The 21,627-nt window shown below is 59.3% G+C and carries 15 protein-coding genes; 9 read left to right on the top strand and 6 right to left on the bottom strand.

Features of this window, described 5'->3' with window-relative positions:
- The first annotated feature begins 720 nt into the window (after window positions 1–720).
- From EKD03_RS03975 to EKD03_RS03950, 6 genes are all read left to right on the top strand, one after another.
- Window positions 721–2,049: an AAA family ATPase gene (locus tag EKD03_RS03975; protein WP_129627814.1), complete on the top strand. Its 1,329-nt coding sequence runs from the start codon at window positions 721–723 to the stop codon at window positions 2,047–2,049.
- Window positions 2,046–2,567: an HNH endonuclease gene (locus tag EKD03_RS03970; protein ID WP_129627811.1), complete on the top strand. Its 522-nt coding sequence runs from the start codon at window positions 2,046–2,048 to the stop codon at window positions 2,565–2,567. Before EKD03_RS03975 ends, EKD03_RS03970 begins: the two co-directional genes overlap by 4 nt.
- Window positions 2,564–5,521, top strand: coding sequence for a GAF domain-containing protein (locus tag EKD03_RS03965; RefSeq protein ID WP_129627808.1), 2,958 nt, complete (start codon window positions 2,564–2,566; stop codon window positions 5,519–5,521). The genes EKD03_RS03970 and EKD03_RS03965 overlap by 4 nt, the downstream gene beginning before the upstream one ends.
- 413 nt (window positions 5,522–5,934) lie before the next feature.
- Window positions 5,935–7,965, top strand: coding sequence for a putative glycoside hydrolase (locus tag EKD03_RS03960; protein WP_238613378.1), 2,031 nt, complete (start codon window positions 5,935–5,937; stop codon window positions 7,963–7,965).
- Window positions 7,966–7,972: 7 nt separating this feature from the next.
- A complete protein-coding gene (locus tag EKD03_RS03955) occupies window positions 7,973–10,366 on the top strand; it encodes a peptidoglycan recognition protein family protein (RefSeq protein ID WP_129627802.1) in 2,394 nt (797 codons plus the stop codon).
- Window positions 10,367–10,474: 108 nt separating this feature from the next.
- Entirely contained in the window at window positions 10,475–10,936 is a 462-nt protein-coding gene (locus EKD03_RS03950) for a 4-vinyl reductase (RefSeq protein ID WP_129627799.1), read from the top strand.
- Between the two features lie 83 nt (window positions 10,937–11,019).
- Here the strand turns inward: EKD03_RS03950 and EKD03_RS03945 are convergent, their stop codons facing one another.
- The gene (locus tag EKD03_RS03945; protein ID WP_129627796.1) at window positions 11,020–11,844 is read right to left on the bottom strand and encodes an NAD(+)/NADH kinase; all 825 of its coding nucleotides are present in this window, start codon (window positions 11,842–11,844) and stop codon (window positions 11,020–11,022) included.
- A 242-nt stretch (window positions 11,845–12,086) separates the two neighbouring features.
- Here EKD03_RS03945 and EKD03_RS03940 point away from each other — a divergent pair, with 242 nt between their 5' ends.
- Both EKD03_RS03940 and EKD03_RS03935 read left to right on the top strand, forming a co-directional pair.
- Complete coding sequence (locus EKD03_RS03940) at window positions 12,087–13,157, top strand: M42 family metallopeptidase (protein ID WP_238613377.1); 1,071 nt, start codon at window positions 12,087–12,089, stop codon at window positions 13,155–13,157.
- A 191-nt stretch (window positions 13,158–13,348) separates the two neighbouring features.
- Window positions 13,349–14,215 carry an alpha/beta fold hydrolase gene (locus EKD03_RS03935; RefSeq protein WP_129627793.1) on the top strand — a complete coding sequence of 289 codons (867 nt, stop codon included), beginning with the start codon at window positions 13,349–13,351 and terminating at the stop codon, window positions 14,213–14,215.
- A gap of 145 nt (window positions 14,216–14,360) precedes the next feature.
- Here the strand turns inward: EKD03_RS03935 and EKD03_RS03930 are convergent, their stop codons facing one another.
- On the bottom strand, window positions 14,361–15,155 hold the full coding sequence (locus EKD03_RS03930; RefSeq protein WP_129627791.1) for an iron-sulfur cluster-binding protein: 795 nt from the start codon (window positions 15,153–15,155) through the stop codon (window positions 14,361–14,363).
- A gap of 172 nt (window positions 15,156–15,327) precedes the next feature.
- Between EKD03_RS03930 and priA the strand changes: the two genes are divergently transcribed.
- Window positions 15,328–17,880, top strand: a complete 2,553-nt coding sequence (priA, locus tag EKD03_RS03925; protein WP_238613376.1) for a replication restart helicase PriA — start codon at window positions 15,328–15,330, stop codon at window positions 17,878–17,880.
- Here priA and EKD03_RS03920 read toward each other — a convergent pair whose 3' ends face one another.
- The 4 genes from EKD03_RS03920 to EKD03_RS03910 form a co-directional block, all read right to left on the bottom strand.
- The gene (locus EKD03_RS03920; protein ID WP_129627788.1) at window positions 17,881–19,920 is read right to left on the bottom strand and encodes a protein kinase domain-containing protein; all 2,040 of its coding nucleotides are present in this window, start codon (window positions 19,918–19,920) and stop codon (window positions 17,881–17,883) included.
- A complete protein-coding gene (gene udk / locus EKD03_RS03915) occupies window positions 19,917–20,555 on the bottom strand; it encodes a uridine kinase (protein WP_129627786.1) in 639 nt (212 codons plus the stop codon). The genes EKD03_RS03920 and udk overlap by 4 nt, the downstream gene beginning before the upstream one ends.
- Window positions 20,556–20,778: 223 nt before the next feature.
- Window positions 20,779–20,916 (bottom strand): hypothetical protein, encoded by a 138-nt coding sequence (locus EKD03_RS18610; protein ID WP_174842801.1) that lies wholly within the window; start codon window positions 20,914–20,916, stop codon window positions 20,779–20,781.
- Window positions 20,917–20,921: 5 nt separating this feature from the next.
- Window positions 20,922–21,617, bottom strand: coding sequence for a zinc metallopeptidase (locus tag EKD03_RS03910; RefSeq protein ID WP_129627783.1), 696 nt, complete (start codon window positions 21,615–21,617; stop codon window positions 20,922–20,924).
- Between the last annotated feature and the right edge of the window lie 10 nt (window positions 21,618–21,627).

Here is a 21,627-nt window from a genome sequence, read left to right as displayed (position 1 = left end):
AATCGCTTGACGATCCTCATCTGGCATAGCATGAAGAGCCTCAAAGTCAATCGTGAGTGCTTGCATATACTATAGGTATATTGCTCAAAAATCCATCGTATAACGTTTGGTTCAGTTTCTAAGCCGGGTACATCAGAGATGATAGCCGTATTGATCATTGAGTCAGGGCGTTTTGCCCCATTACTACAATAACCATACAGTCTATTGGCATTTATCCATACGCGGTTTTCCTCTTCAATAGCCCTACGTTTGCAGCGCATATTACTTTCCCTAATCGCTTCTCTCTCAACCCCTTTAGCCCAAAAGCCGATGATATGCTCTACCCCAACACTGCACAGACAGATTGATACTTCTGTTATCATACACTGTGTAGAGCATTCCTACACTGTGCTTAATCAACGGTAGGATACCGTAGAACGCTTCAACACCACGCGCAAAGCAATCAATTCTGTCAAAAATTGTTAGCGCGAAAAAGCCTTGGGAAAGCTGGAATGCGGCGCGGGGCTTCGACAGGCTCAGCCACCGCGCCGCTGGCTGAGCCTGTCGAAGCCATGCGGCGCGTCCCAGAGCTTTTTCGCGCTAACGATCTTTTTTGGTGTTGTTTGGCGGCTTCGTCGCCCCCGCACCCCCACCGGAGGTAACTTTGCACATGCCCTATTCTTTTGGTGTATTATTATCAGCCAAGGCAGAACAAATAGGCACAACGCATCGGGGTCAACAATGCGAATCGACACCATCAAAATAGAAAACTTTCGAGGCTTCAGCGCCCCGACGTTATTCGCAGTAACTGAGCCAACTTTTACACCCCAGTGTGAGTTTCGCTTTGATAAACAATTCAATGTAATCGTTGGCGATAATGGCACCGGAAAGACCGCACTACTCGACGCACTAGCGGTGGGACTGGGCTCACTGTTCCTTGGGTTCGACGAGATCGAGTCACGCGGTATCCGCAAGGATGAGGTACGTTTAGCCCGCTTCGAGTATGGTGAAACCATCAACGTAGAACCACAGTATCCAGTCGAAATCACCTGCACCGGACTTGTTCACGGGCATCAGATCAACTGGACTCGCACCCTTGAGAACCCTAGCGGACGCACCACACGCCAAGGCGCAACCGAGATCTTCGAGATTAGCCGTAATCTTCAGCACGCTGTTCGAAGTGGCGAGCCTGTCAATCTTCCACTCCTAGCCTACTATGGCACTGGACGGCTCTGGCTTCAAAAGAAAGATCGCAACCTAGAGCCAACCAAACCTGCCTCGCGTACCGTTGGCTACCTCGACTGCCTCGATCCAGCCTCAAACGAGAAGCGCCTGTTACGCTGGCTCAAAACGATGGAGATCATCCAACTCCAACAGGGTCGGCCAGTCGGCTTGTTAGAAGCAGTGAAGCAGGCAGTAGTCAGCAGTGTCGAGATGTGGCATAGCATGTTCTACGATATTAGTCAGGACGAACTGATCATAACCGCTACCGATGGGCGCCAGTTACCCTTCCGCATGCTCAGCGATGGCGTGCGCAATATGCTGGCAATGGTCGCCGACATCGCCTACCGAGCGGCGGTGCTCAACCCACAGCATAACATAGAGGCTGCCCGTTCCACCTCTGGTGTTGTCCTGATTGATGAGATTGACCTCCACCTACATCCCAAATGGCAGCGCCAAGTAGTTGAAGATCTACGGCGTACCTTCCCACGCATCCAATTTATCGCCACCACCCACTCCCCCTTCATCGTCCAGTCGCTCCGCCCCGGTGAACTGATCAACCTGGATCAAGTGCGATCAGCCGAATATGCGGATCGTAGCATCGAAGATATTGCCGAGCAGGTCATGGAAGTCGTTCTGCCGCAGCGTAGCGAACGCTACCAGGAGATGATGACAGCAGCCAAAGAGTACTACCACATACTCCAACAAGGCAAGCAGGCTCATCCTCACCAACTTGAAGCCCTGAAGCGCCGCCTGGACGAGTTAACCCCATTCAGTGACAACATAGCCTACCACGCCTTCTTAGAGATGGAGCGCGAGGCCGCCGGTCTGGGTAAGGAGCGCCCATGAGACCCGTCGAGCGCGGCTCTGTCCCCAGCAACCCCGATGGCACACCACGAGTATTTCGAGCGTACCAAGACGTTCGATCCGACCTCATCTGCCGTCTCGGCGAGTACTGTTCCTACTGCGAGATGCAGCTTGACTCTTCCCTTGCGGTTGAGCATGTACAGCCCAAAAAGGGTAGTGGGGCTAGACCAGATCTGGAACTCGTGTGGGAAAACTTCCTGCTCGGCTGCATAAACTGTAACTCCATCAAGAGTCACCAGGCGATTCATCTTGAGGATTACTACTGGCCGGATCGTGATAACACCCTGCGTATGCTCGTCTATATGGAGGGTGGTATCATACAACCACATCCCGATCTTACACCTGAAGAGCAGCAGTGCGCCCAGCGCATGATTTATCTGGTTGGATTGGACAAAATCCCACCGAATGACCCCAGAGCAACAGATCGGCGCTGGAATAACCGCTTGTACTGGTTCGTTTCATTACCCCAACCAGTGCAAATCAACAATCATTACCCATGACAGAATTGGGTCACATTCTAATCGTTGAGGACGACCCGCTGATTCGCCGGGTCTATCACGATGTGCTGGCCAATAGTGGCTACCGCGTCTCGCTCTCGGCAAGTGGCGAGGAGGCGTTGGCCTATCTGCATCTCATCACCCCGGATATTATTCTGCTCGATCTGGGCTTGCCGGGGATTGATGGCAATGAGGTGACCCGCCAGGTTAAGGCGGATCGCACGAAGCCCTTCATCCCGGTGATGATCCTCTCGGCACAGGCCGACCTCGCCACCAGTGTGTCCAGTTTGGATGCCGGGGCTGATGACTTTCTGGTCAAGCCGGTGGAGATTGACGCTCTCTTGGCGCGAGTGCGCGCTATGCTGCGCCTGCAACGCGCCCAGCGCAGCCTGAGTAAGGCCCAGCGCAAGACCGAACTGCTGCTCCACCTTACCCGCGACCTCGGCGCGACGATTGATCTGGATCTCTTGTTAACCCGTTTCCTCGATCATCTCGCCGATGCGGTCGGGGCGATTCGCGCCAGTATCATTCTGACCGGTTTTGATGAGGAGCAGGCGCTCTACTATTCGAGCAGTCGCAACCCGACAAGTACAGTCTTTCCCGATATTCTGCGCCGGGGTGTGGCCGGTTGGGTGCTGCGCGAACAGAGTCCGGCGATCATCCACGATACCCGCGAGGATGATCGCTGGTTTGTCGGGAGTGACATCCACTCCAGCGTGCGCGCCGTGGCAGCTATGCCGGTGCAGCGTGAACATAATCTGCTGGGGGTGATCACACTGGTACACCATACCCCCGGTTTCTTTAGCGATGAGCATATCGAGTTGCTCGAATCGGTAGCTGCACAGAGTGCGGTGGCCATCGAGAGCGCCCAACTCTTCCGCGTATCGCAGCGTCAAAAAGAGTTGCTGGCCCGGCGGGCTGAGGAATTGCGCAAGATCAACCAGATCAACGCCTTCCTCTCCGAGCTTATGCAACCCGATCAGGTCACCCGGCTGCTGGTCTATATGATCCAGCAACAGTTCGGCTACCCGCTGGTCAACCTCTTTCTGCGTGAAGGTGCCGCCCTAGTGCTGCAAGCCTCAGCGGGGAGTAGTGCCAATACCCAACAACCAAACCTGCGGTTACCCGCCGATGAGGGGCTGAATGGCTGGGCCATGCGCCACGCCCAACTCGTGCGGGTTGATGATGTGCGCAACGACCCGCGCTACGTCGCGCAACTGCCCGATGATCTTATGGTGCGCTCGGAGTTGGTGATCCCGATCATTCTACGACGGCAAGTGTTGGGAACGCTCGATGTACGCAGCCCCATCCCCGCCGCCTTTGGAGCGAGTGATGAGGCCATCCTGAGTGCGATCATGAGCCAGTTTAGTGTCGCGCTGGGCAATGCACGCCTCCTCGAAGATGAACAACAGCGCGTCCAACAACTCAGCCAAGTCAACCGATTCTCACTGGCGATCACCGCCCAACTCGATGCCCCACAGAATCTTCAGATCGCAGCCGAAGCCGTAGCCAAGATCTTTGGGGTTGCCAATGTGGGCATGATCCTGTCTACCAATACGGATCATCAGTCCAGTCATGCGCTGATCGCATTGTATGGCAAGCCCAGCCCGTTCGATCAGGATCTCCATCGCCTGATCTTTGCGCTGCCCCATGCCCATGAACTCGTCGCCAAACTCCAGGCACCAGAGAGATTCACCAACATCGCCGATCATCCCGATCTGAGTTTGATCCACAATTTCCTCCATGCCCGTCACATCCGCGATCTCTTGGCGGTACCACTGCGTGCAGCGCAACAGACGGTTGGCGTGCTCTTTATTGACACCACCGAACGTACTGAGGGCTTCGGACGCGCCGATCTGGAACTGGCTACCACGGTTGCGAGCCTGATCGTCCAGGTGATCGAGAATGCCCGCCTCTACCGCGAAGTGGCCGATGAGCGCTCGACCCTCAATGCCGTACTGCGCGGGGCCGCCGATCCTATCCTGCTGATCGGCCCGCAACATGAACTCTTGCTCGCCAATCGTGCCGCTGAGGAGCGCTTGGGGTTGAGCATTGAGACCGATTATGGCAAGAGCCTGATCCACTTGGTTCCGCATGGCCAGGATACCCCCCTGGTGCGCCTTATGCCGCTGCTGAATGGCGAGCACTCCGCAGGTGATGTGGCCGAAATCATTCTGTCCGACGAGACGGTCTATAACCTGAGTCTCTCCGCCGTCCAAGGTGGTGATGATCAACCCTTGGGCCAGGTGGCGGTACTACGCGACATCAGCGCGATCAAGCGCCTTGAACGCCAAGAACGCGAGCGGGTGCGTAGTGTCTTCCGCCGCTACGTCTCACCCCAGGTGGCCGAACAGTTGCTCAGCGTCGGGAGCAACTTTGGCAACCCCACCGAGCGTGAAGTGGTGGTACTCTTCGCCGATCTACGCGGCTTCACCAGTATCACCGAACGGATTGACCCGCAGGTGCTCGTCCAACAGATCCTCAACCGCTACTTCACCGCCATGACCGAGGTACTCTACGCCCACGATGGCACGATTGATAAGTTCCTGGGTGATGGGGTCATCGGGGTCTTTGGCTCACCCATTGCCCACCGCGACGACCCACTACGTGCGTTGCAGGCATCGGTGGCGATGCAGCGCACCTTTGCCACATTGGCCACCACATGGCGCAACCAATTGGGCCTAGAGATCGGCTTAGGGATCGGCCTCAGCTATGGCCGCGCAGTCGTAGGGAACATCGGCTCGATCCAGCGCCAGGATTACACCCTGATCGGCGATGTGGTCAATACCGCCAGTCGCCTCTCCGGGATCGCCCAGGCGGGGCAGGTCGTACTCTCCTACCACCTCCACGATGCCCTCCCACCCGGAGACTTGGCATGGCCCCTGCACTCGTTGGGCGCGATTGAACTCAAAGGCAAACAGGAACCGCACCAAGTCTATGAGGTAGGTTATCAGTAGGGGCGCATCGCGATGCGCCCCCAACCAGGGCATGGGCAAAGTTCTTGGGGCTACGCCCCAAACCTCAATTTTTGGTGTTTTTTGGCGGCGCAGCCGCCAATACATACCAAAAACCAGGGCATGGGCAAAGTTCTTGGGGCTACGCCCCAAACCTCAATTTTTGGTGTTTTTTGGCGGCTGCGCCGCCAAAAAACACCAAAAAAGATCTTCGGGGGCGGCTACGCCGCCCCCGCCCCCCACCGGAGGTAACTTTACACATGCCCTATTGCTTGACAAGGGGATGTAAAAAATTTATCATGCCGCGTATTATTCTCGACATCCCCAGGAAAGCATCTATGCTGCGTCCCAACTGCGTTGATCATCAATTGCGCCCCACTCGGCGATCATGGTTCGCCGTCATCATACTCCCTCTTATGGCTCTACTCAGTGCGTGTAGCAACACTGGCCCACTGTTGATCGGAACAGTACGTGATGCCTACACGGGTGAGGTGATCAGCCAAGCCAATGTGCGCATCGCCACCCAAAGCCTTAGCACCGACACAAACGGCAGTTTCCAGACCCAGCGTTGGCGCAGTAGCGACACCCTCACGATCAGTGCACCCGACTATGAGCCGCTCAGCTTGCCACTCGCCAGCCAGCCCCAGGTGGCCCAGAGTAGCAGTATGACGATGACGCTCGAAACGAGCCTGCGCCCCAATACACTGCGCGGAATGGTGCGGGATACCTATACCGGGACACCGATTGCCGGTGCCGAGCTATCAATCACACTGAATGTCAGCAATACACTCGTCGTGAGTAGCACCGTTGAGGGCGGCTACCGCTTCAGTGGCGTGCCTGAAGAATTTAGCATTACCATCCACGCGCCCGACTATGCGCCACACACCGAGACGCTCAGCCGCACCACTAATCTGGATGTCAGCCTGCGTCCGAATGTGCTGAGTGGCCAAGTGACGGATCGCTTCAGTGGCCAGCCGGTCGCCGGAGCAACCGTGCGGGTCGGGGATGCCCAGGCGACTACCGATGCCGAGGGGCGCTACCGCGTGACCGATATTGTCGCCGATGAGCAGACGCTAGAAATTAGCGCCGATGGTTATGCACCACTCTCCGAGGAGATTGGCCAGACGACCGTCCTTGACTCGGTGCTGCGCCCCGATACCCTACGTGGGCGACTGGTTGATCAAGAGACGGGCGAACCGATTGCCAATGCGACTATCATCGCCACTCCCAACCTGCCCGGTACCGCCGTGGCCTACACCCAGATCCAGAGCAGCAGCGATGGCAGTTTCACCCTCAAGGGGGTACCTGAACAGGGCTACATCCAAGTCCTCTCACCCGGCTATGCCAAAGAGGTACTAGAGATTAGCCCCGGCAATCTGCCTGAAGAGATCGGCCTAGAGCGCTTTGTCGTCAAAGCGCTCTATGTCACCGCTGCGGTGGCGCGCAAGCCCACTCTCATTCAAGAATATATTGACCTGATTGATGCCACCGAACTCAATACGATTGTGATTGACATCAAGAGCGATCTGCGCGACGACCTCGGCTTGGTCTATTATGACTCGCAGGTGCCGCTGGTGAAGGAGTTGGGGCTTTCTTACGACTACATTGACATCGAACCGTTACTGGCTCAGTTGAAGGAGAAGGGCATCTACACCATCGCCCGCATCCAACTCTTCTCCCACGATAATGTCCTCTCTGACGCGCATCCCGAATGGTCAATCCGGCTCAAAGAGACCGGCGAGGTCTATGCCGACTATCCCGGCCCTGGGATTCGCTACGCCTACCTCGATCCGACCAACCGGAATGTCTGGGACTACAACATCCAGCTTGGTATTGAAGCCGCACTGCTCGGCTTTGATGAGGTCAACTACGACTACATACGCTTCCCCGATTGGTACGGCGATGCAGCCAGTTTCCGCGATACCCTGCTCTTCTCCGAACCGATTGACCCGGTTGAGAACCCGGATCGTATGTACGAGGTACTGACCGACTTTATGCAACTAGCCCACCGTGCGGTGAACGAGGCCGGGGCGTATATGTCTATTGATGTCTTTGGTCGCGTGACACTTGGCCCCTCAATGACAATTGCCCAGGACATTGGACGCATGGGAGCCTACTGCGACTACATCGCCCCGATGGCCTACCCCTCGCTCTGGGGGCCAGGAGCGTTTGGCCTCGACTCACCGGTGGATCAGCCCTATGAGGTGCTAGCCGCCGCAAATGCGTCCGGCATCGAACAGATCAAGGATCGCTACGCCCGGCTACGCCCATGGCTCCAGGATCATACCGATCCATGGGCCTATAAGGTTGTCAAATATGGCCCCGAAGAGGTACGCGCTCAGATCGAAGCGAGCGAACAGTTCCCAGAGATTGATGGCTGGATGCTCTACGATTCGGCGAATGTCTACCGGGGTGCTTTTAATGGTGCCGTTCGCCCTGAGAAGTGAGGCTGCTATGCGCCAATGTCGCGCTTGTCTCTCCATGCTCACCCTCCTCCTCGCAGCGTTCCTGGTTATAGGAACGCTGCCCGCCTACGCCCAATCAGAACCCATGCTCACGATTGAGAGCTGGGAAATGAGTACGGTCGCAGACTGGGAGGCAGGGAGTGTCACTGGGTTGCTCGTGACCAATAACGCCGGGGGTGAACTGCGCCTCGCCGAAGATCAGGTGCAAGGCGAGTTTGTGTCGGCACCCTTCAATACCGAGTTCGCCTTTCATGCGGTGGGAGCGGTGTGGCATGCCGAACTTCTGACTGGCACCCAGGTGCAGTTGGCGGTACGGGCGCGCACGATCCCAGAGGATAGCGCGGATACCGAGACAGGTTGGAGCGATTGGCAGCCCTTGGAGAGCGGTGATGCCCGATCACAGTCGGACGATGGCGCGTTTGCCAGTGCCAATGTGCGCGCCTTTGCTGCCACCAGCAACCAACTCCAACTGCGCATCAGTATGCAAAGTGAGGTTGCCCGCGCCTCAGCCGTGCTGAGTCAGGTGCATCTGAGCTATATCCAATCGGCCCAGGACCCGCCGATCCTCGCGGCGGGGCTACCCCGCCAACCCATCCTCGCAGGCAAGCAGACCCTCACCCAGCGCCCGGTGGTGATCGCCCGCAGCGACTGGAGTGGCGAGATTGTTGCGGCACGCCCCGCCCGCCGTGATCCACGCGGGATCATCATCCACCAGATCACCGCCGATCCAACCACGACGAACAGCCGTGATTTCATGCGCGCCCTGCTCAGCTACCAGACCACCGTCTTGGGTTGGGATGATCTGGCCTATCATTATGTCATTGATGCCGACGGCAACGTCTTTGAGGGGCGGGTCGGCGGGCCAACCTCTGAGGTTGGCCGACTGGCCGGGGGGGATGTGGCCATCCATGTTGCGGTGATCGCCGCGCAGGATGCCGCTCCCAGCGAGATCACCCAAGCCAGCCTGATCAGCCTCCTCGCATGGCTCGGCCAAGCCTACGAGATCGCTCCCACCGGTGAGCATAGCGTCAGCATTGGCGGGCAACGCAGCACCCGCCCCAACATCGCCGCCCACCGCGAGGCCGATCCGAATGCCACCGACCCCGCCGAGGCGACGCTGGCCCTCATGCCCCAACTGCGCAGCCGCACCGATCAGTCTACCGTGCGGGCACGCTGGTACTTTGCCGAAGGCAATGTGAGTGACTATAGCGAACGCTTGGCGCTCTTCAACCCTACAGCCAGCGCTGCTGATGCCAAAGTGACGCTGCTGCGCCCCGGTGATGCGCCGCTGGTGCGCTTGATCAGTGTACCCGCTGGGGCACGCAGCGACCTGATCGTGAACGATCTGATCAGCGATGCCAACGCCATCCCGGCGATTATCGAGTCGAGCGCCCCGATCCTCGCCGAGCGTAGTATGAACCTGACCACCGACATTGATGGAGGGCCAGGCATCAACCGCCTCTCGCGCATCTGGTACTTTGCCGAGGGTTCAACCCAAGGCGAGAGCCGCACCTATCTGATCCTCTTCAATCCCCAGTCCAACCCGGTCTCGGCAACCATCACCTATATGAGCAATGACGGCACCCAGCTTGAACAGAAGGTGCAGATCGCGGCTCAAGATCGGCTGGTGGTCTCGATCCATGAGGTGCTACCCAATGCCAACTTCGGCGTGCGTGTGATCGCCAGCCAACCGATTGCGGTCGAGCGCACCATGCGCTTTGGCGAGCAGCAACGCGGCCTGCACACTGGGCGCGGCATTGATATGCTCGCCCGGCGCTGGTATTTTGCCGAGGGCACCACCGAGGGCGATTTCCAGATGCGGTTGCTGGTGCTCAACCCCAATGATCAGCCCGCCAATGTCGAGGCCACCTTCCAGGGGCCAGAGGGCACCGCAGCAATGCGCCGCTACGCCATTCCGCCGCGAACCCAGTTGGCAATCAATGTGAATGAGGTGGTACCCAACCTAGGTATCTCAACCGAAGTACGCGCAGATCGCCCAGTGGCAGTCGAACGCGCCATGACCTTCAACAGCGGTGGTGCCGGTTCGGTTGGGGCAGGTGCGCTCGAACCAAGTTATAGCTGGGCGTTTGTGGAAGGCCGCACGCGGGATAGCAGTTACTATCTGTGTGTGAGCAACCCCAACCCCGCCCCGGCCACGGTCACGGTCAACTTCGTCTTTGCCGATGGCGCTACCGCCAGCGAGCAGTTGCGCATCCCCGCCGAAGCACGCTACACCATGGCGGTTCACCAACTCTACCCCGATGAGGCATCCGTGGCGGCGGTAGTACGTGGTACCCAACCAATTGTAGCCGAACGTTCGCTCTACCCCGGCACAAGTACGGATCGCGGTGGCGCAACAACGCTTGGTATACCCATACCGTAAAAGAATGAATTCACAAAGAATTATTCTTTTTGGTAATGGGTTGGTAGTAGACTCTAAGCAACCGAAACGGGATCGCTCGCCACCATATAATGAACGGAGCAACCTACCATGGCAGACGCAGATCGTCCAACACTCGGTGCGTTGATGAGCGTAACTTGCTTCCACTTTCTGCGCGCCGGCGCAGAAGAATCAGCAGGTCGAGCACTGATCGTCACTGCTGGCCGGGAGCGAGGGCAGGATATTGTCAAGAGCCTCGGTCTGGAGGGCAAAGTACAGAGTGCCGATGAGATTCAGAAGAACCTAGCCAAGGTGCTCGGTATAGATGGAACCCGGCTCTGTCTCGTCCAAAAGATCGTCGCCAAGGACAACGGAGGATTCGAGGTACACATCACCGAAGGTGCCTGCACCGCAGGCGTCACCAATGCGCCCGAACCACACTGCGCCTTTACCATGGGCGTCTTCATTGGATCGATTGCCCACTTTACCGGCAAGCGAATGACCGGCAAAGAGACGATGTGTTCTGGGATGGGTGCCGCAGAGTGTGTCTATCAGATCGATCCGCTGGATTAAGTGGGGACAATCTTGTAGGGGCGCGTCGCGACGCGCCCCTACGAAAACACGGGGGGCGCGTCGCGACGCGCCCCTACGGATTCTCATCGCTTCAGCTTGGCCGCCAACTGGGTATAGAACTGGCTACTATGGCGCAGCCGCAAGAAGGTACACACCTTCGTACTCCGGCGCACCATCACCTCATCCCCCTCCAGCAAGGGCAGATTGCCCCGGCCATCAATTGCAATACTCGCATTGTTACGGCTACGCATCGTGATCGTCACCACCGCCGCCTCATGCAATACCATCGAGGGCACGTTAGTCAGATGCGCCGCCACCGGCACCAGCGCCAACGCCCGTGAGCGCGGGTCAATGATTGGGCCACCCGCCGCCAGCGCGTAGGCTGTCGAACCAGTCGCCGTAGCCACAATCACCCCATCCGCGAGGTACGTGGTGAGCAGCGAGCCATCAATTGCCACCTCAACATTGATCACCCGGCTGATCTCGCTGCGCGAGATGACGACTTCATTGAGGGCGACAAAATCAGCAATATGTTCACCCTCACGCCAGAGCGTGGCATCAATCAGCGCCCGTTCATCGTGCCAGCCCCCCCCATTGAGCAACGTCTCGATCCCCTCATACAACTCGGCGGGGCCAATCTCGGCCATAAAACTCAGATGGCCCAACGCCACTGGCAGAACCGGCAACCCGCTAGGGAAGGCCAGCCGCGCCGCCCGTAACACCGTCCCATCACCACCCATGGCGATCATCAGATCGGCATCTTCAAGAATCTGAGGGCACTCGCGGCACTCCTGTGAAATACCGCGCCAAATATCAATGCCACGTTCACGTAACCAGGCAGTTAGCAATGCCGAATGGCTGATCGATGCTTCCGAAAAGGGGTTGTAGATAATTGCGATACGCTGCATGCAGATCTCTCGTAGGGCCAGAGCATGGGCAAAGTCACCTCTGGTGGGGGTTCGGGGGCGGCTACGCCGCCCCCGAAGGTCTGTTTGTTGGGGGTCAACCACCAACAAACAAGAGGGTTTGGGGCTTCAGCCCCAACGACTTTGCACACGCCCTGCTTGTAGGGCGGATGAAGATTGATGGACAAAGGCACAAAGTGACAATGTTATAATACAACAAGTCTCTTTCTCAGCGAGGAGCAACCATGATGGAAAAATCTCACCCACGGATTGGCTTTCTGAAGCGTCTGCTCAGCACTCCCGGCCCTTCAGGTGATGAAGTCGCCCCAGCACGTCTCTGGCGTGAGGAGGCGCGCAGTTTTGCCGATACAGTCTATGCTGATGTGAGTGGCAATAGTTATGCCCTGATTGATGGTACCGGACCACGGATTCTGCTCATGGGCCATATTGATGAGATCGGCCTGATGGTGAGCTATATTGACGACTCAGGCTATCTCTTCTTCGCCCCAATTGGTGGCTGGGATTCACAGGTATTGGTGGGGCAACGGGTACGTCTGCTCGGCCACGCCGGTGAGGTGGTCGGGGTGATCGGCAAGAAGCCCATCCACCTGCTCAAGCCCGACGAGCGTACTAAGGTGACGACGATTGAGCAGATGTGGATTGATATTGGGGCCACCAGCCGCGAGGAGGCCCAGGAGTGGGTACGGGTCGGTTGTGTGGGTGTCATTGATGCTCCGCTCTATGAGTTGCCCAACCAGCGCATCGTGAGCCGTAGCCTCGATAATCGCATCGGTGCCTTCACCGTCCTCGAAGCCCTGCGGTTGCTCAGCCAGGATCGCCCCGCCGCCAGCGTCGCGGCGGTTGCGAGTACCCAGGAGGAGATCACCTTCGCCGGAGCCAGCACCGCCGCCTTCAGCTTCGATCCACAAGTAGCGATTGTGGTGGATGTCACCTTTGCGACCGACCACCCCCAGTCGGATAAGCAGCAGCATAGTGATGTGAAGCTAGGCGGGGGGCCAGTGCTGGCGCGTGGCTCCGCAAATAGCCCGCTAGTCTACGAGCGGCTACTTCAGGTTGCCGCGCAAGAAGGTATCCCCTACGCGCTCCAGATCGCCCCGCGCTACACCGGCACCGATGCTGACGCCATCTATAAGATGCGTGGTGGGATTGCAACCGGAGTGGTCAGTATTCCCAACCGCTACATGCACTCACCCAACGAGATGATCGCGCTCGCCGATGTGGATGCAGCGGCGCGGCTGATCGCGGCGTTTGTGCGCAGTGTGCGTAGCGCCGAGGAGTTTATTCCGGCGTTGTAGGGGTGCGTCGCGACGCGCCCGCGTTATTTATCCGCAGATTACGCAGATTACGCAGATTATTTTTTTATAATCTGCGTAATCTGCGGACACTACATCCTCTGCGAACTCTATTGACTCCCGCCTATTCTCAGGTATCATAAAGAGAGAACATGTGTTAAATCCTCAACTTTATATAACCAAATATCAACTCTATGACAACACTCGCTCCCCCCCGCAGCAACCTATGGCCCACGAGCACCTATCCTGATCTCGAGGTGCAACTGGCGATCTTCCGTTCGCAGCACCATCCGCTCTCGGCGCATCTCGGAGGCACCACCTGGAGCTACATCGTCGCCGGGCATGGGCCGAAGACCCTGCTGTTGCTCCCCGGTGCGCCCGGTATTGCCGAGATGGCATTTGCCTACGTCACCGCCTTTGCCCCCCACTACCGCGTGGTCGCGCCAAGTTACCCCGCTGAGGTGGCATCGCTGGAGCAATTGTTGGCCGGCCTCGATGATCTGATCGCCCGCGAGATCTCCGGCCCGATCCATCTGATTGGCGCATCCTACAGTGGTATGGTTGCCCAGTATCTCGTCCAGCGCCACGCGGATCGAATTGCCAGCCTCCAGATTGGAGATACGGGGGTGCCACGTCCCGAACGCGCACGCGCTATGGAACTGGCGATCAATCTGATCACCCGTAGCTCGCAACCAGCCTTCAGTACTTTCCTCAGCACGGTGCTGCGGGTCGTCCTCAAGGGGCAGAGCCCAGCGCACCGCTTCTGGCAGCGCTATTTCAAGGGTATTGTAGCCAACCTGAGTGTCACCGAGTTTGCCAACCGGGTGCGCGTGATGATTGATATGGATCGTCAGGGCGAACAGTTGCGCACCCCTTCATGGCAGGGGCCGACCTTGTTACTCGAAACTGCCGCCGATCCGCTCTTCTCACCCGCCGAGCGGGCCGCACTGCGTCAGCGCTACCCGCATGCCGAGACCCACACGTTCCATAGTCGTGGCCACATTACCGCCCTTACCCGCGCCCCAGAGTATATCGCGGTGATGAGTGCTTTTTTGAAGTAGGGGCGAAGCATCGCCCGCCAATAGTGTCCGTGTTTCCCAGGCCACATGCTGGGCGATGCTTTGCTCCTTTTTGAAGTAGGGGCGAAGCATCGCCCGCCAATAGTGTCCGTGTTTCCCAGGCCACATGCTGGGCGATGCTTCGCCCCTACGAGGCCAACTCGCGCAGATCAAACACCGGCCCATCCTTACAGCGCGTGCGCAGCCCTTTGTGGGTCGTGATCAAGCATGACTGACAGATCCCGATCCCACATGGCATACGTCCGTCCACAACGACAAAGGCGAAGCCGCGTTCCCAGCGCATGCGCCCGTTACGTACCGCCGCTGCTGTGGAGGCAAGCAGATCTTCTGAGAGCGCAAAACAGATCTGGTCGGCCCAGGCAATCGGGGTGTTGAAGAGCGAGTGACCAATACTCGGTACCGCCAGCATATCCATCAGGCTGGCGGGGCCATCGGCGCTGCTCTGGTACTCAAACTCAGGCGGCAGCAGAAACGCGGGCGGCAGGTAGGCGGAATCGGCGGCGGCAGCGAAGAGGACCCCGGCGATGCCCTTAGCAGCGGCGCGCTGGGCCAGAAAGAGCAGTGCCGGTAACGCAGTTCCCGTCCCAGCCAATAACAGGTTGCGGGTACGCGGATCGAGTTTGAAGGGGCGACCCTGTGGGCCGAGCAGATCGAGGCGCACGCCCACCAGTTGCTCACAGAGCCACGCATTGCCGCGATCATCGGGCTGCACCAGCAGATCAATCGTCCCCGCATGCGGGTTGGCCCCGGCCACAAAGATCGCCCGCCGCAACATGGGGTCGTAGCTGGTAGGAGGTTTACACGCAGCCAACACATACTGCCCCGGCTGGGCCGCAATCGCTATCTCCGGCGCAAGCAGGCGTAGGGAGCGCAAGGCTCCGATCTCGTGGCGCTCAATGATGACCGGGTGTTGGTGGGGCATGGTGTGTTGGTGGGGTAGGAGATGACACCGAGAGTGAGCATTGTACCATTATTCCCCGATCATCCCGTAGGGGCGAAGCATCGCCTGCATAGTAGTCCCCTCTACTCTGGCATATTGGCGGGCGATGCTTCGCCCCTACAATTGCTGCTATACTTCTGCTATGCCGAACGACATGATCGCCGAGATTGCGCTGCGGGCAAGCCTGGGCGCGGGCCGTAGCCCGCTCTTCTCCTACCGTGTGCCGGAGCGTCTGCGCGGGTTGGCACGGGCGGGGCAGTTGGTCTGGGTGCCGTTGCGCCGCCAGCGGGTGCAGGGGGTGGTGGTCGTGGTGCGCCCCATTGAGCCACGCGATGCCCGCCACGATCTGCGCGAGGTGCTCGATCTGGCCGACCCGGAGGCAACCATCACCGCCACGGGCCTCCGCCTAGCTGCCTGGGTCGCCGAGACCTACCGCGCCCCGCTCTATGATGCGCTCGAACTGCTCTTGCCACCGGGGGTTGGCCAAGAGGCTGAGCCAGTCTACCAAGCCACTGCGGCGGGAATTCAGGCCACGCTGGGCAGTCTGCCACCCCGCGAACGTGCGATTCTCTACTACCTGCGCACCCATGGCCAGCAGTCCGAACGCGAGTTACGCACCGCTCTACGCGGCAGCGATAGCGACCTGCGCGATGCCTATGCCGCCTTGGTGGAGCGCGGATTGCTCAGCCGAGGTAGTACCGTGAGTGCGCCCGGCGCTCGCCCACGTACCGAGCGCACGGCCCGGTTGTCTCTGCCCATCGAGGAGGTGGATGCGGCCCTCGACACACTAGCCCGCGCCCCCAAACAAGCCCAGGTCGTCCGCTGGATGATCGAGCAAGATCGCACCCATACCGGTGAAGATGGCGGCTTTGATGGCCGCTGGAGCGTCTGGCCGGTGAGCGCGATCTATGCTGCCACGGGTGCGACGGCAACGCTCTTACGCCAAATGGAAGAGCGCGACCTGCTGAAGATCGAGCAGCGTGAGGTGCGCCGCGATCCGCTCGCTGGCGATGGCGTGGCTCCCGATGTTCCGCCGCCACTCACCCCGCCCCAGCAGCGCGCCTACACGGCGCTGGTCACGGCGTTGGAGGCGCACCAGGAGGCGCAGACCTTCCTCCTCCACGGGGTGACGGGCAGTGGCAAGACCGAGGTCTACCTGCGGGTGATCGCCCGCGCCTTGCGGCTGGGTCGCCAGGCGTTGGTGCTGGTGCCAGAGATCGCCCTGACAACCCAACTGGTACGTCGCTTTGCGGCGCGGTTCCCCGGCAAGATCGCGGTGTTGCACAGCGGCCTGGGTATGGGCGAACGCTACGATGAGTGGCGCAGGCTACGCCGAGGTGAGGCGCGCCTCGCTATCGGCTCGCGCTCGGCGGTCTTTGCTCCGCTGCCCGATCTGGGCCTGATCGTGATTGATGAGGAGCACGAGCCGACCTACAAGCACGATGCTGGCCCGCGCTACCATGCGCGTGATGTGGCGATTCAGTTGGCGCACTTCACCAACAGTGTGGTGATCCTCGGTAGTGCGACGCCAAGTGTCGAGAGCTATCAGGCAACCCGCAGCGGCGGCTACCACCTGCTCGAACTGGATGAGCGGGTGGGGGGCAACCTCGGCCCCGATGGTCTGCACCACTCGGTGACGCTCCCGCTGCCGCCGGTGCGGCTGGTGGATATGCGCCAGGAACTCCACAACGGCAACCGTTCAATCTTCTCCCAGGCGCTCCAACAGGCACTCACGACGACCCTAGAACGCAAGGAACAGAGCATCCTCTACCTCAACCGGCGCGGCGCGGCCTCGTTTGTGATGTGCCGCGATTGTGGCTCTGTGGTCGGATGTAGCGTCTGTTCCAACCCGCTCACGCTCCACTATGATGATCAATCGCCCTCCAATTCCAGCCTGATCTGCCACTCGTGTGGACGGCGCGAACTAGTGCCGGTGATCTGCCCACACTGCCTCAGCCCGCGCATCAAGGATTTTGGAGTCGGGACGCAGCGGGTGGTGGAGGAGGTGCAGCACCTCTTCCCGCAAGCGCGGGTGCTGCGCTGGGATCGCGACAGTGTGCGCGGTAAGCACGGCCATAGCAAGATGCTCGATACCTTCTTGCAGGGCAAAGCCGATGTCCTCGTCGGCACCCAGATGATCGCCAAGGGGCTAGATCTGCCCCTCGTGGCGCTGGTGGGGGTAATCGCCGCCGATACCGGGTTGCACCTACCCGATTTCCGCAGCGGCGAGCGCACCTTCCAACTGCTCACCCAGGTGGCGGGGCGCGCCGGGCGGCGCAGCGCGGGGGCGCAGGTGATCTTTCAGACCTATAGCCCCGATCACTACGCACTCCAGGCGGCGCAAGAGCATGACTACCGCGCCTTCTTTCGCCAGGAGATCGCCTACCGCCGCGAGGTGGGCTACCCGCCCTTTGGGCGGCTGGTGCGCCTGATCTACACCGCCAGCAACCCCAGTACCTGCAAGCGCGAGGCAACTGGGTTAGCCAGTATGATCGAGGAGCGCATTGAAGAGCGCGATCTGGGTGGCTGGAGCCTGATCGGCCCGGCGCCGGCCTTCTTCCAGCGTAGCCGAGGCCATTGGCGCTGGCACCTCATCCTGCGCATCCCGGCGGATCAGGCCGATAGCCCCAATATTGCGCGCTTCCTTGAGCGGCTTGGCCCACTCCACGGGTGGGTTGTGGATGTTGATCCGGTGCAGGTGCTGTAACTACTGCCCCGCCACCGCAATCTTCAGAATCCGCGACTCACTCGTACTCACATACAAATAGTTCTCGCGGTCGAAGACCAGATCACGCGCCACCCCTGGCACATCAATCATGCCCACCAACTGGCCATCGGGCGCAAAGACGCTGATGCCCTTGGGGAAGTTGATCACATAGATCCGCCCCTGGCCATCCATCGCCATCTGCGAGAAGGTCCAGGCCGAAGGCGTGGTGAACTTGTCGCGGAAGGTGCCGCTAGGGCTAAAGAGATAGACCTGCTGGGCATCAGCATCGAGCACATAGATCTGGCCCATGCCATCAACCGCCAGCGCACTCGGCCTACCATCAGCGTCGGCCTGCTCAATAATCTCGCTGATCCGGTTGATCTCATCACCCTGTGCATTGAGTTGCACCACATCCGCATCATTGCCCCACGGCACCCCCAGCAAAGTGCCATCACCCAGCACAATCATCTCCTCAAAGCCATCGCCATTGGCATCGGTGATGGTACGCACCAACTCGCCTGTAGCCCCATCAAAGACACTGATCGCAAAGTTCTGCGCCACATAGACCAAACCCTCGCGGTCGGCAGTCATGGCCAGGATCGGGCGATCATCCGCAATGATCCAACTGCGCTCAAACTGGCCCTGGGCGTTAAAGCGCTGCACGCGACCCGGCACATAATCGGCGACATAGATCGCACCATCGGGGCCAACCGCAATCGCACGCGGATCATTGAGGAAGCCGTCGCTGGTACCCTCTTGCCCAAACGCCAACACCGCCGTACCAAAGGCCGCACCGCTCGCGGCACTCGGCTGGGTGAAGGGGCCGGTGACAATCGCAACCTCGGTCTGGACAGCATCAACCGTGGCATTAACATCAGGAATAGCGATGGATGGCACCACAATAGACGGTATTGCAAACGCGGTCGGATCAAACTCACCAATTGCCGTGGCCATAGTCGAGGTACCCGTGGTGATCGCGCCCCGCAGCAGCAGCGCACTCGCACCGCCAATGATGGCACACAACAGCACCGCCACCCCGATCACCATGGCAGGAACCAGCATACTAGGGCGGCGCGTCACTGGCGGTGGCGTTCCCCCCGGCGTAAAGGCGGGCGGCGTGGCCATGCGTGGGATCGCGGTGACGGCGGGCGCGGGCTGCACGAGGGTCTCCATCCCCGCCGTAGATGCACCCGCAGAACCAGTACGTACCGCTGCGACCAATTCAGCCCGCGCCGCCGCCGCACTAGGCGGGCGCTCATCGGGGTTGAGCGCCATACAGTGGGTGATCAGGCGCGACACCGGGGTTGGCACTTGCGGGTTGATAACATGGAGCGGCTGCAAGGGATCGGGCTGGTTCTGCAAAACCGCCGCTGCCCGTTCGAGCGCATTCACCGGGGACTGGGTGGTAAGCAGCGCATAGAGCGTCGCCCCCAGGCTGTAGAGATCGCTACGCGGATCAGTGCCGGTGCCCTTGATCTGTTCCAGCGGCGCATACTGGGGGGTATAACCATACAGACTCGCGCTCCCCGCCGTGGCCAGATCGCCGCCCTTGGCCAAGCCAAAGTCGAGCAGCACAATCTCACCACGCGGAGTCAGTTTGAGGTTTTGCGGCTTCAGATCGCGGTGGACGATAGGCGGATTCTGGGTATGCAGATAGTCGAGCGCATCAAGCAGCGTATCGGCCCAGCCGCGCACCTCGGCAAAGCCAAAGGGCGCGGTGCGTTCAGTCAGCAGCGCACCGAAGTCGTTACCGGGAATAAACTGCATCACCAGAAAGTGGCTCTCACCCTCGGCGAAATAGTCGCTCACCACCGGCAGGGCGGCGTGGCGCAGCGAGGAGAGCAGGCGCGCCTCGCGCGCAAAGGCATCATCGAGTTGGGCACCGCGCACCAATGTCTGCTTGAGCGCCACCGTATTGCTCAGGCGGGTATCCACCGCCTCATAGACCGCACCCATCCCGCCGCGCCCAATCTGGCGCACCACCCGATAGCGATTGTGAACCAGGGCATTCGGCTCCAGCGAGCCAGTCGGGGTCGTCATACGGTAACTCTCATATCACGTAACTCAGCCTCAATCCGCGCCACCAACATATCAATCGCAATTGGATTGCGGCCACCTTCAGGAATGATCAGATCGGCATAGCGCTTACTCGGCTCAACAAACTCCAGATGCATGGGGCGCACGGTGGTCAGATACTGATGCACCACCGAATCGAGGCTACGTCCGCGCTCCTGCACATCACGGCTGAGGCGGCGGATGAAGCGCAGGTCGGGATCAGCATCTACAAAGAGTTTAACCTGCATGCGGCGACGCAGCAAGGGATCAACAAAGATCAGGATGCCCTCGATCAGAATCACCGGGTGGGGCAGAATCGTCTGGGTCTGCGGCAGACGCGCATAAGTGGCAAAATCATATGTCGGCAGCGCCACCGGATGACCCGCGCTGAGTGCATCGAGGTGATCAATCAGCAGGGTGTTATCGAGCGCATCAGGGTGATCGAAGTTGAATTGGGCACGCTGATCGAGGGGAAGATGGCTCAGATCGTGGTAGTAGAGATCGTGGGGAATATAGACGATACGATCCAGCCCAACCCGATCCAAAATCGCCTGCGAGACCGTGGTCTTCCCGCTGGCACTACCACCCGCCACACCAATGATGATCGGAGATCGTTGCATGATCATTCCCATCTGCTCGGTTTGTGGATATAAACGGCAGATGAGGGAGTCTTTTGGTGGGGGCGCATTCATAGGGAACAATCTGGCGTCTGACGAAAAACCATGTAGAGACGCAATATTTTGCGTCTCTACCCCAACGGACGCAAAATATTGCGTCTCTACCCCAACGGACGCAATATTTTGCGTCTCTACCCCAACGGACACAAAATATTGCGTCCTCACCCTACCCCAACAGTTGCGGCTCGTCGGGCGCACCCAAGATCTTATTGGTAATATAGGTCGCCAACCAGGTAGCGGCCAACCCCAGCACCAGATTGAGCACACCTTGGATCAGACGACGGCGGATATCCTCTTGTTCCATACTGATCAGTTCCTTCGTCCAGACAACAGGCTAATAAAGTAGAGCAACTGCGCGACCGCCTGGGCCGCAGCGGCGACATAGGTCAATGCAGCCGCGTTGAGCATCGCATTGACCCCTTGGGCCTCTTCAACCGTGACCAGGCCATTGCGCATAAGCATCTCACGCGCACGGGCACTGGCATTAAACTCCACCGGCAGCGTCACCAGGGTAAAGGCAACCGCCGCGCTAAAGAGCGCCACCCCGATGATGGCTACAGTATACCCCAGACCACCACGGGCGAAGGCAGTCAGCATGAGGCCCGCGAAGAAGAGCAGCGTGCCGAGTTGCGAGCCGATATTGGCCACGCCAACGATACCGGCGCGCGCCCGCAACCAAACATAGCCCTCTTTATCTTGGGCTGCGTGGCCCAATTCGTGGGCTACAATCGCCATAGCCGCCACCGAGGGTTGGGTGGAGCTCTCCGAGAGGCGCATCACTTTGCCCTGCGGATCGTAGTGGTCGGTGAGCATGCCACCGATACGTTCAACCTGCACATAGTCCAAGCCCTCATTGCGCATGAGGACACGCGCCACATCCACGCCACTCAGGCGTTGGGCGCTCGGCACCCGCGACCACTTCTCGAAGGTAGACTTGACCATCCACTGCGCCCAGAGGGCGAAGATCATGGCGGGGAGGGCGAAGATGAAATAGGTAAAGGACATAGCAACCTCT

The organism is Candidatus Oscillochloris fontis, from assembly GCF_004138135.1.
GTDB classification, from domain to species: domain Bacteria; phylum Chloroflexota; class Chloroflexia; order Chloroflexales; family Chloroflexaceae; genus Oscillochloris; species Oscillochloris fontis.
This window is presented reverse-complemented; position numbering and strand designations above follow the sequence as displayed.

Excerpts from the sequence above, each read along its gene's own strand:
- EKD03_RS03975 (WP_129627814.1), top strand. The coding sequence starts at position 721 with ATGCGAATCGACACCATCAAAATAGAAAACTTTCGAGGCTTCAGCGCC.
- EKD03_RS03970 (WP_129627811.1), top strand. The coding sequence starts at position 2,046 with ATGAGACCCGTCGAGCGCGGCTCTGTCCCCAGCAACCCCGATGGCACA.
- EKD03_RS03965 (WP_129627808.1), top strand. The coding sequence starts at position 2,564 with ATGACAGAATTGGGTCACATTCTAATCGTTGAGGACGACCCGCTGATT.
- EKD03_RS03960 (WP_238613378.1), top strand. The coding sequence starts at position 5,935 with ATGGCTCTACTCAGTGCGTGTAGCAACACTGGCCCACTGTTGATCGGA.
- EKD03_RS03955 (WP_129627802.1), top strand. The coding sequence starts at position 7,973 with ATGCGCCAATGTCGCGCTTGTCTCTCCATGCTCACCCTCCTCCTCGCA.
- EKD03_RS03950 (WP_129627799.1), top strand. The coding sequence starts at position 10,475 with ATGGCAGACGCAGATCGTCCAACACTCGGTGCGTTGATGAGCGTAACT.
- EKD03_RS03945 (WP_129627796.1), bottom strand. The coding sequence starts at position 11,844 with ATGCAGCGTATCGCAATTATCTACAACCCCTTTTCGGAAGCATCGATC.
- EKD03_RS03940 (WP_238613377.1), top strand. The coding sequence starts at position 12,087 with ATGATGGAAAAATCTCACCCACGGATTGGCTTTCTGAAGCGTCTGCTC.
- EKD03_RS03935 (WP_129627793.1), top strand. The coding sequence starts at position 13,349 with ATGACAACACTCGCTCCCCCCCGCAGCAACCTATGGCCCACGAGCACC.
- EKD03_RS03930 (WP_129627791.1), bottom strand. The coding sequence starts at position 15,155 with ATGCCCCACCAACACCCGGTCATCATTGAGCGCCACGAGATCGGAGCC.
- priA (WP_238613376.1), top strand. The coding sequence starts at position 15,328 with ATGATCGCCGAGATTGCGCTGCGGGCAAGCCTGGGCGCGGGCCGTAGC.
- EKD03_RS03920 (WP_129627788.1), bottom strand. The coding sequence starts at position 19,920 with ATGACGACCCCGACTGGCTCGCTGGAGCCGAATGCCCTGGTTCACAAT.
- udk (WP_129627786.1), bottom strand. The coding sequence starts at position 20,555 with ATGCAACGATCTCCGATCATCATTGGTGTGGCGGGTGGTAGTGCCAGC.
- EKD03_RS18610 (WP_174842801.1), bottom strand. The coding sequence starts at position 20,916 with ATGGAACAAGAGGATATCCGCCGTCGTCTGATCCAAGGTGTGCTCAAT.
- EKD03_RS03910 (WP_129627783.1), bottom strand. The coding sequence starts at position 21,617 with ATGTCCTTTACCTATTTCATCTTCGCCCTCCCCGCCATGATCTTCGCC.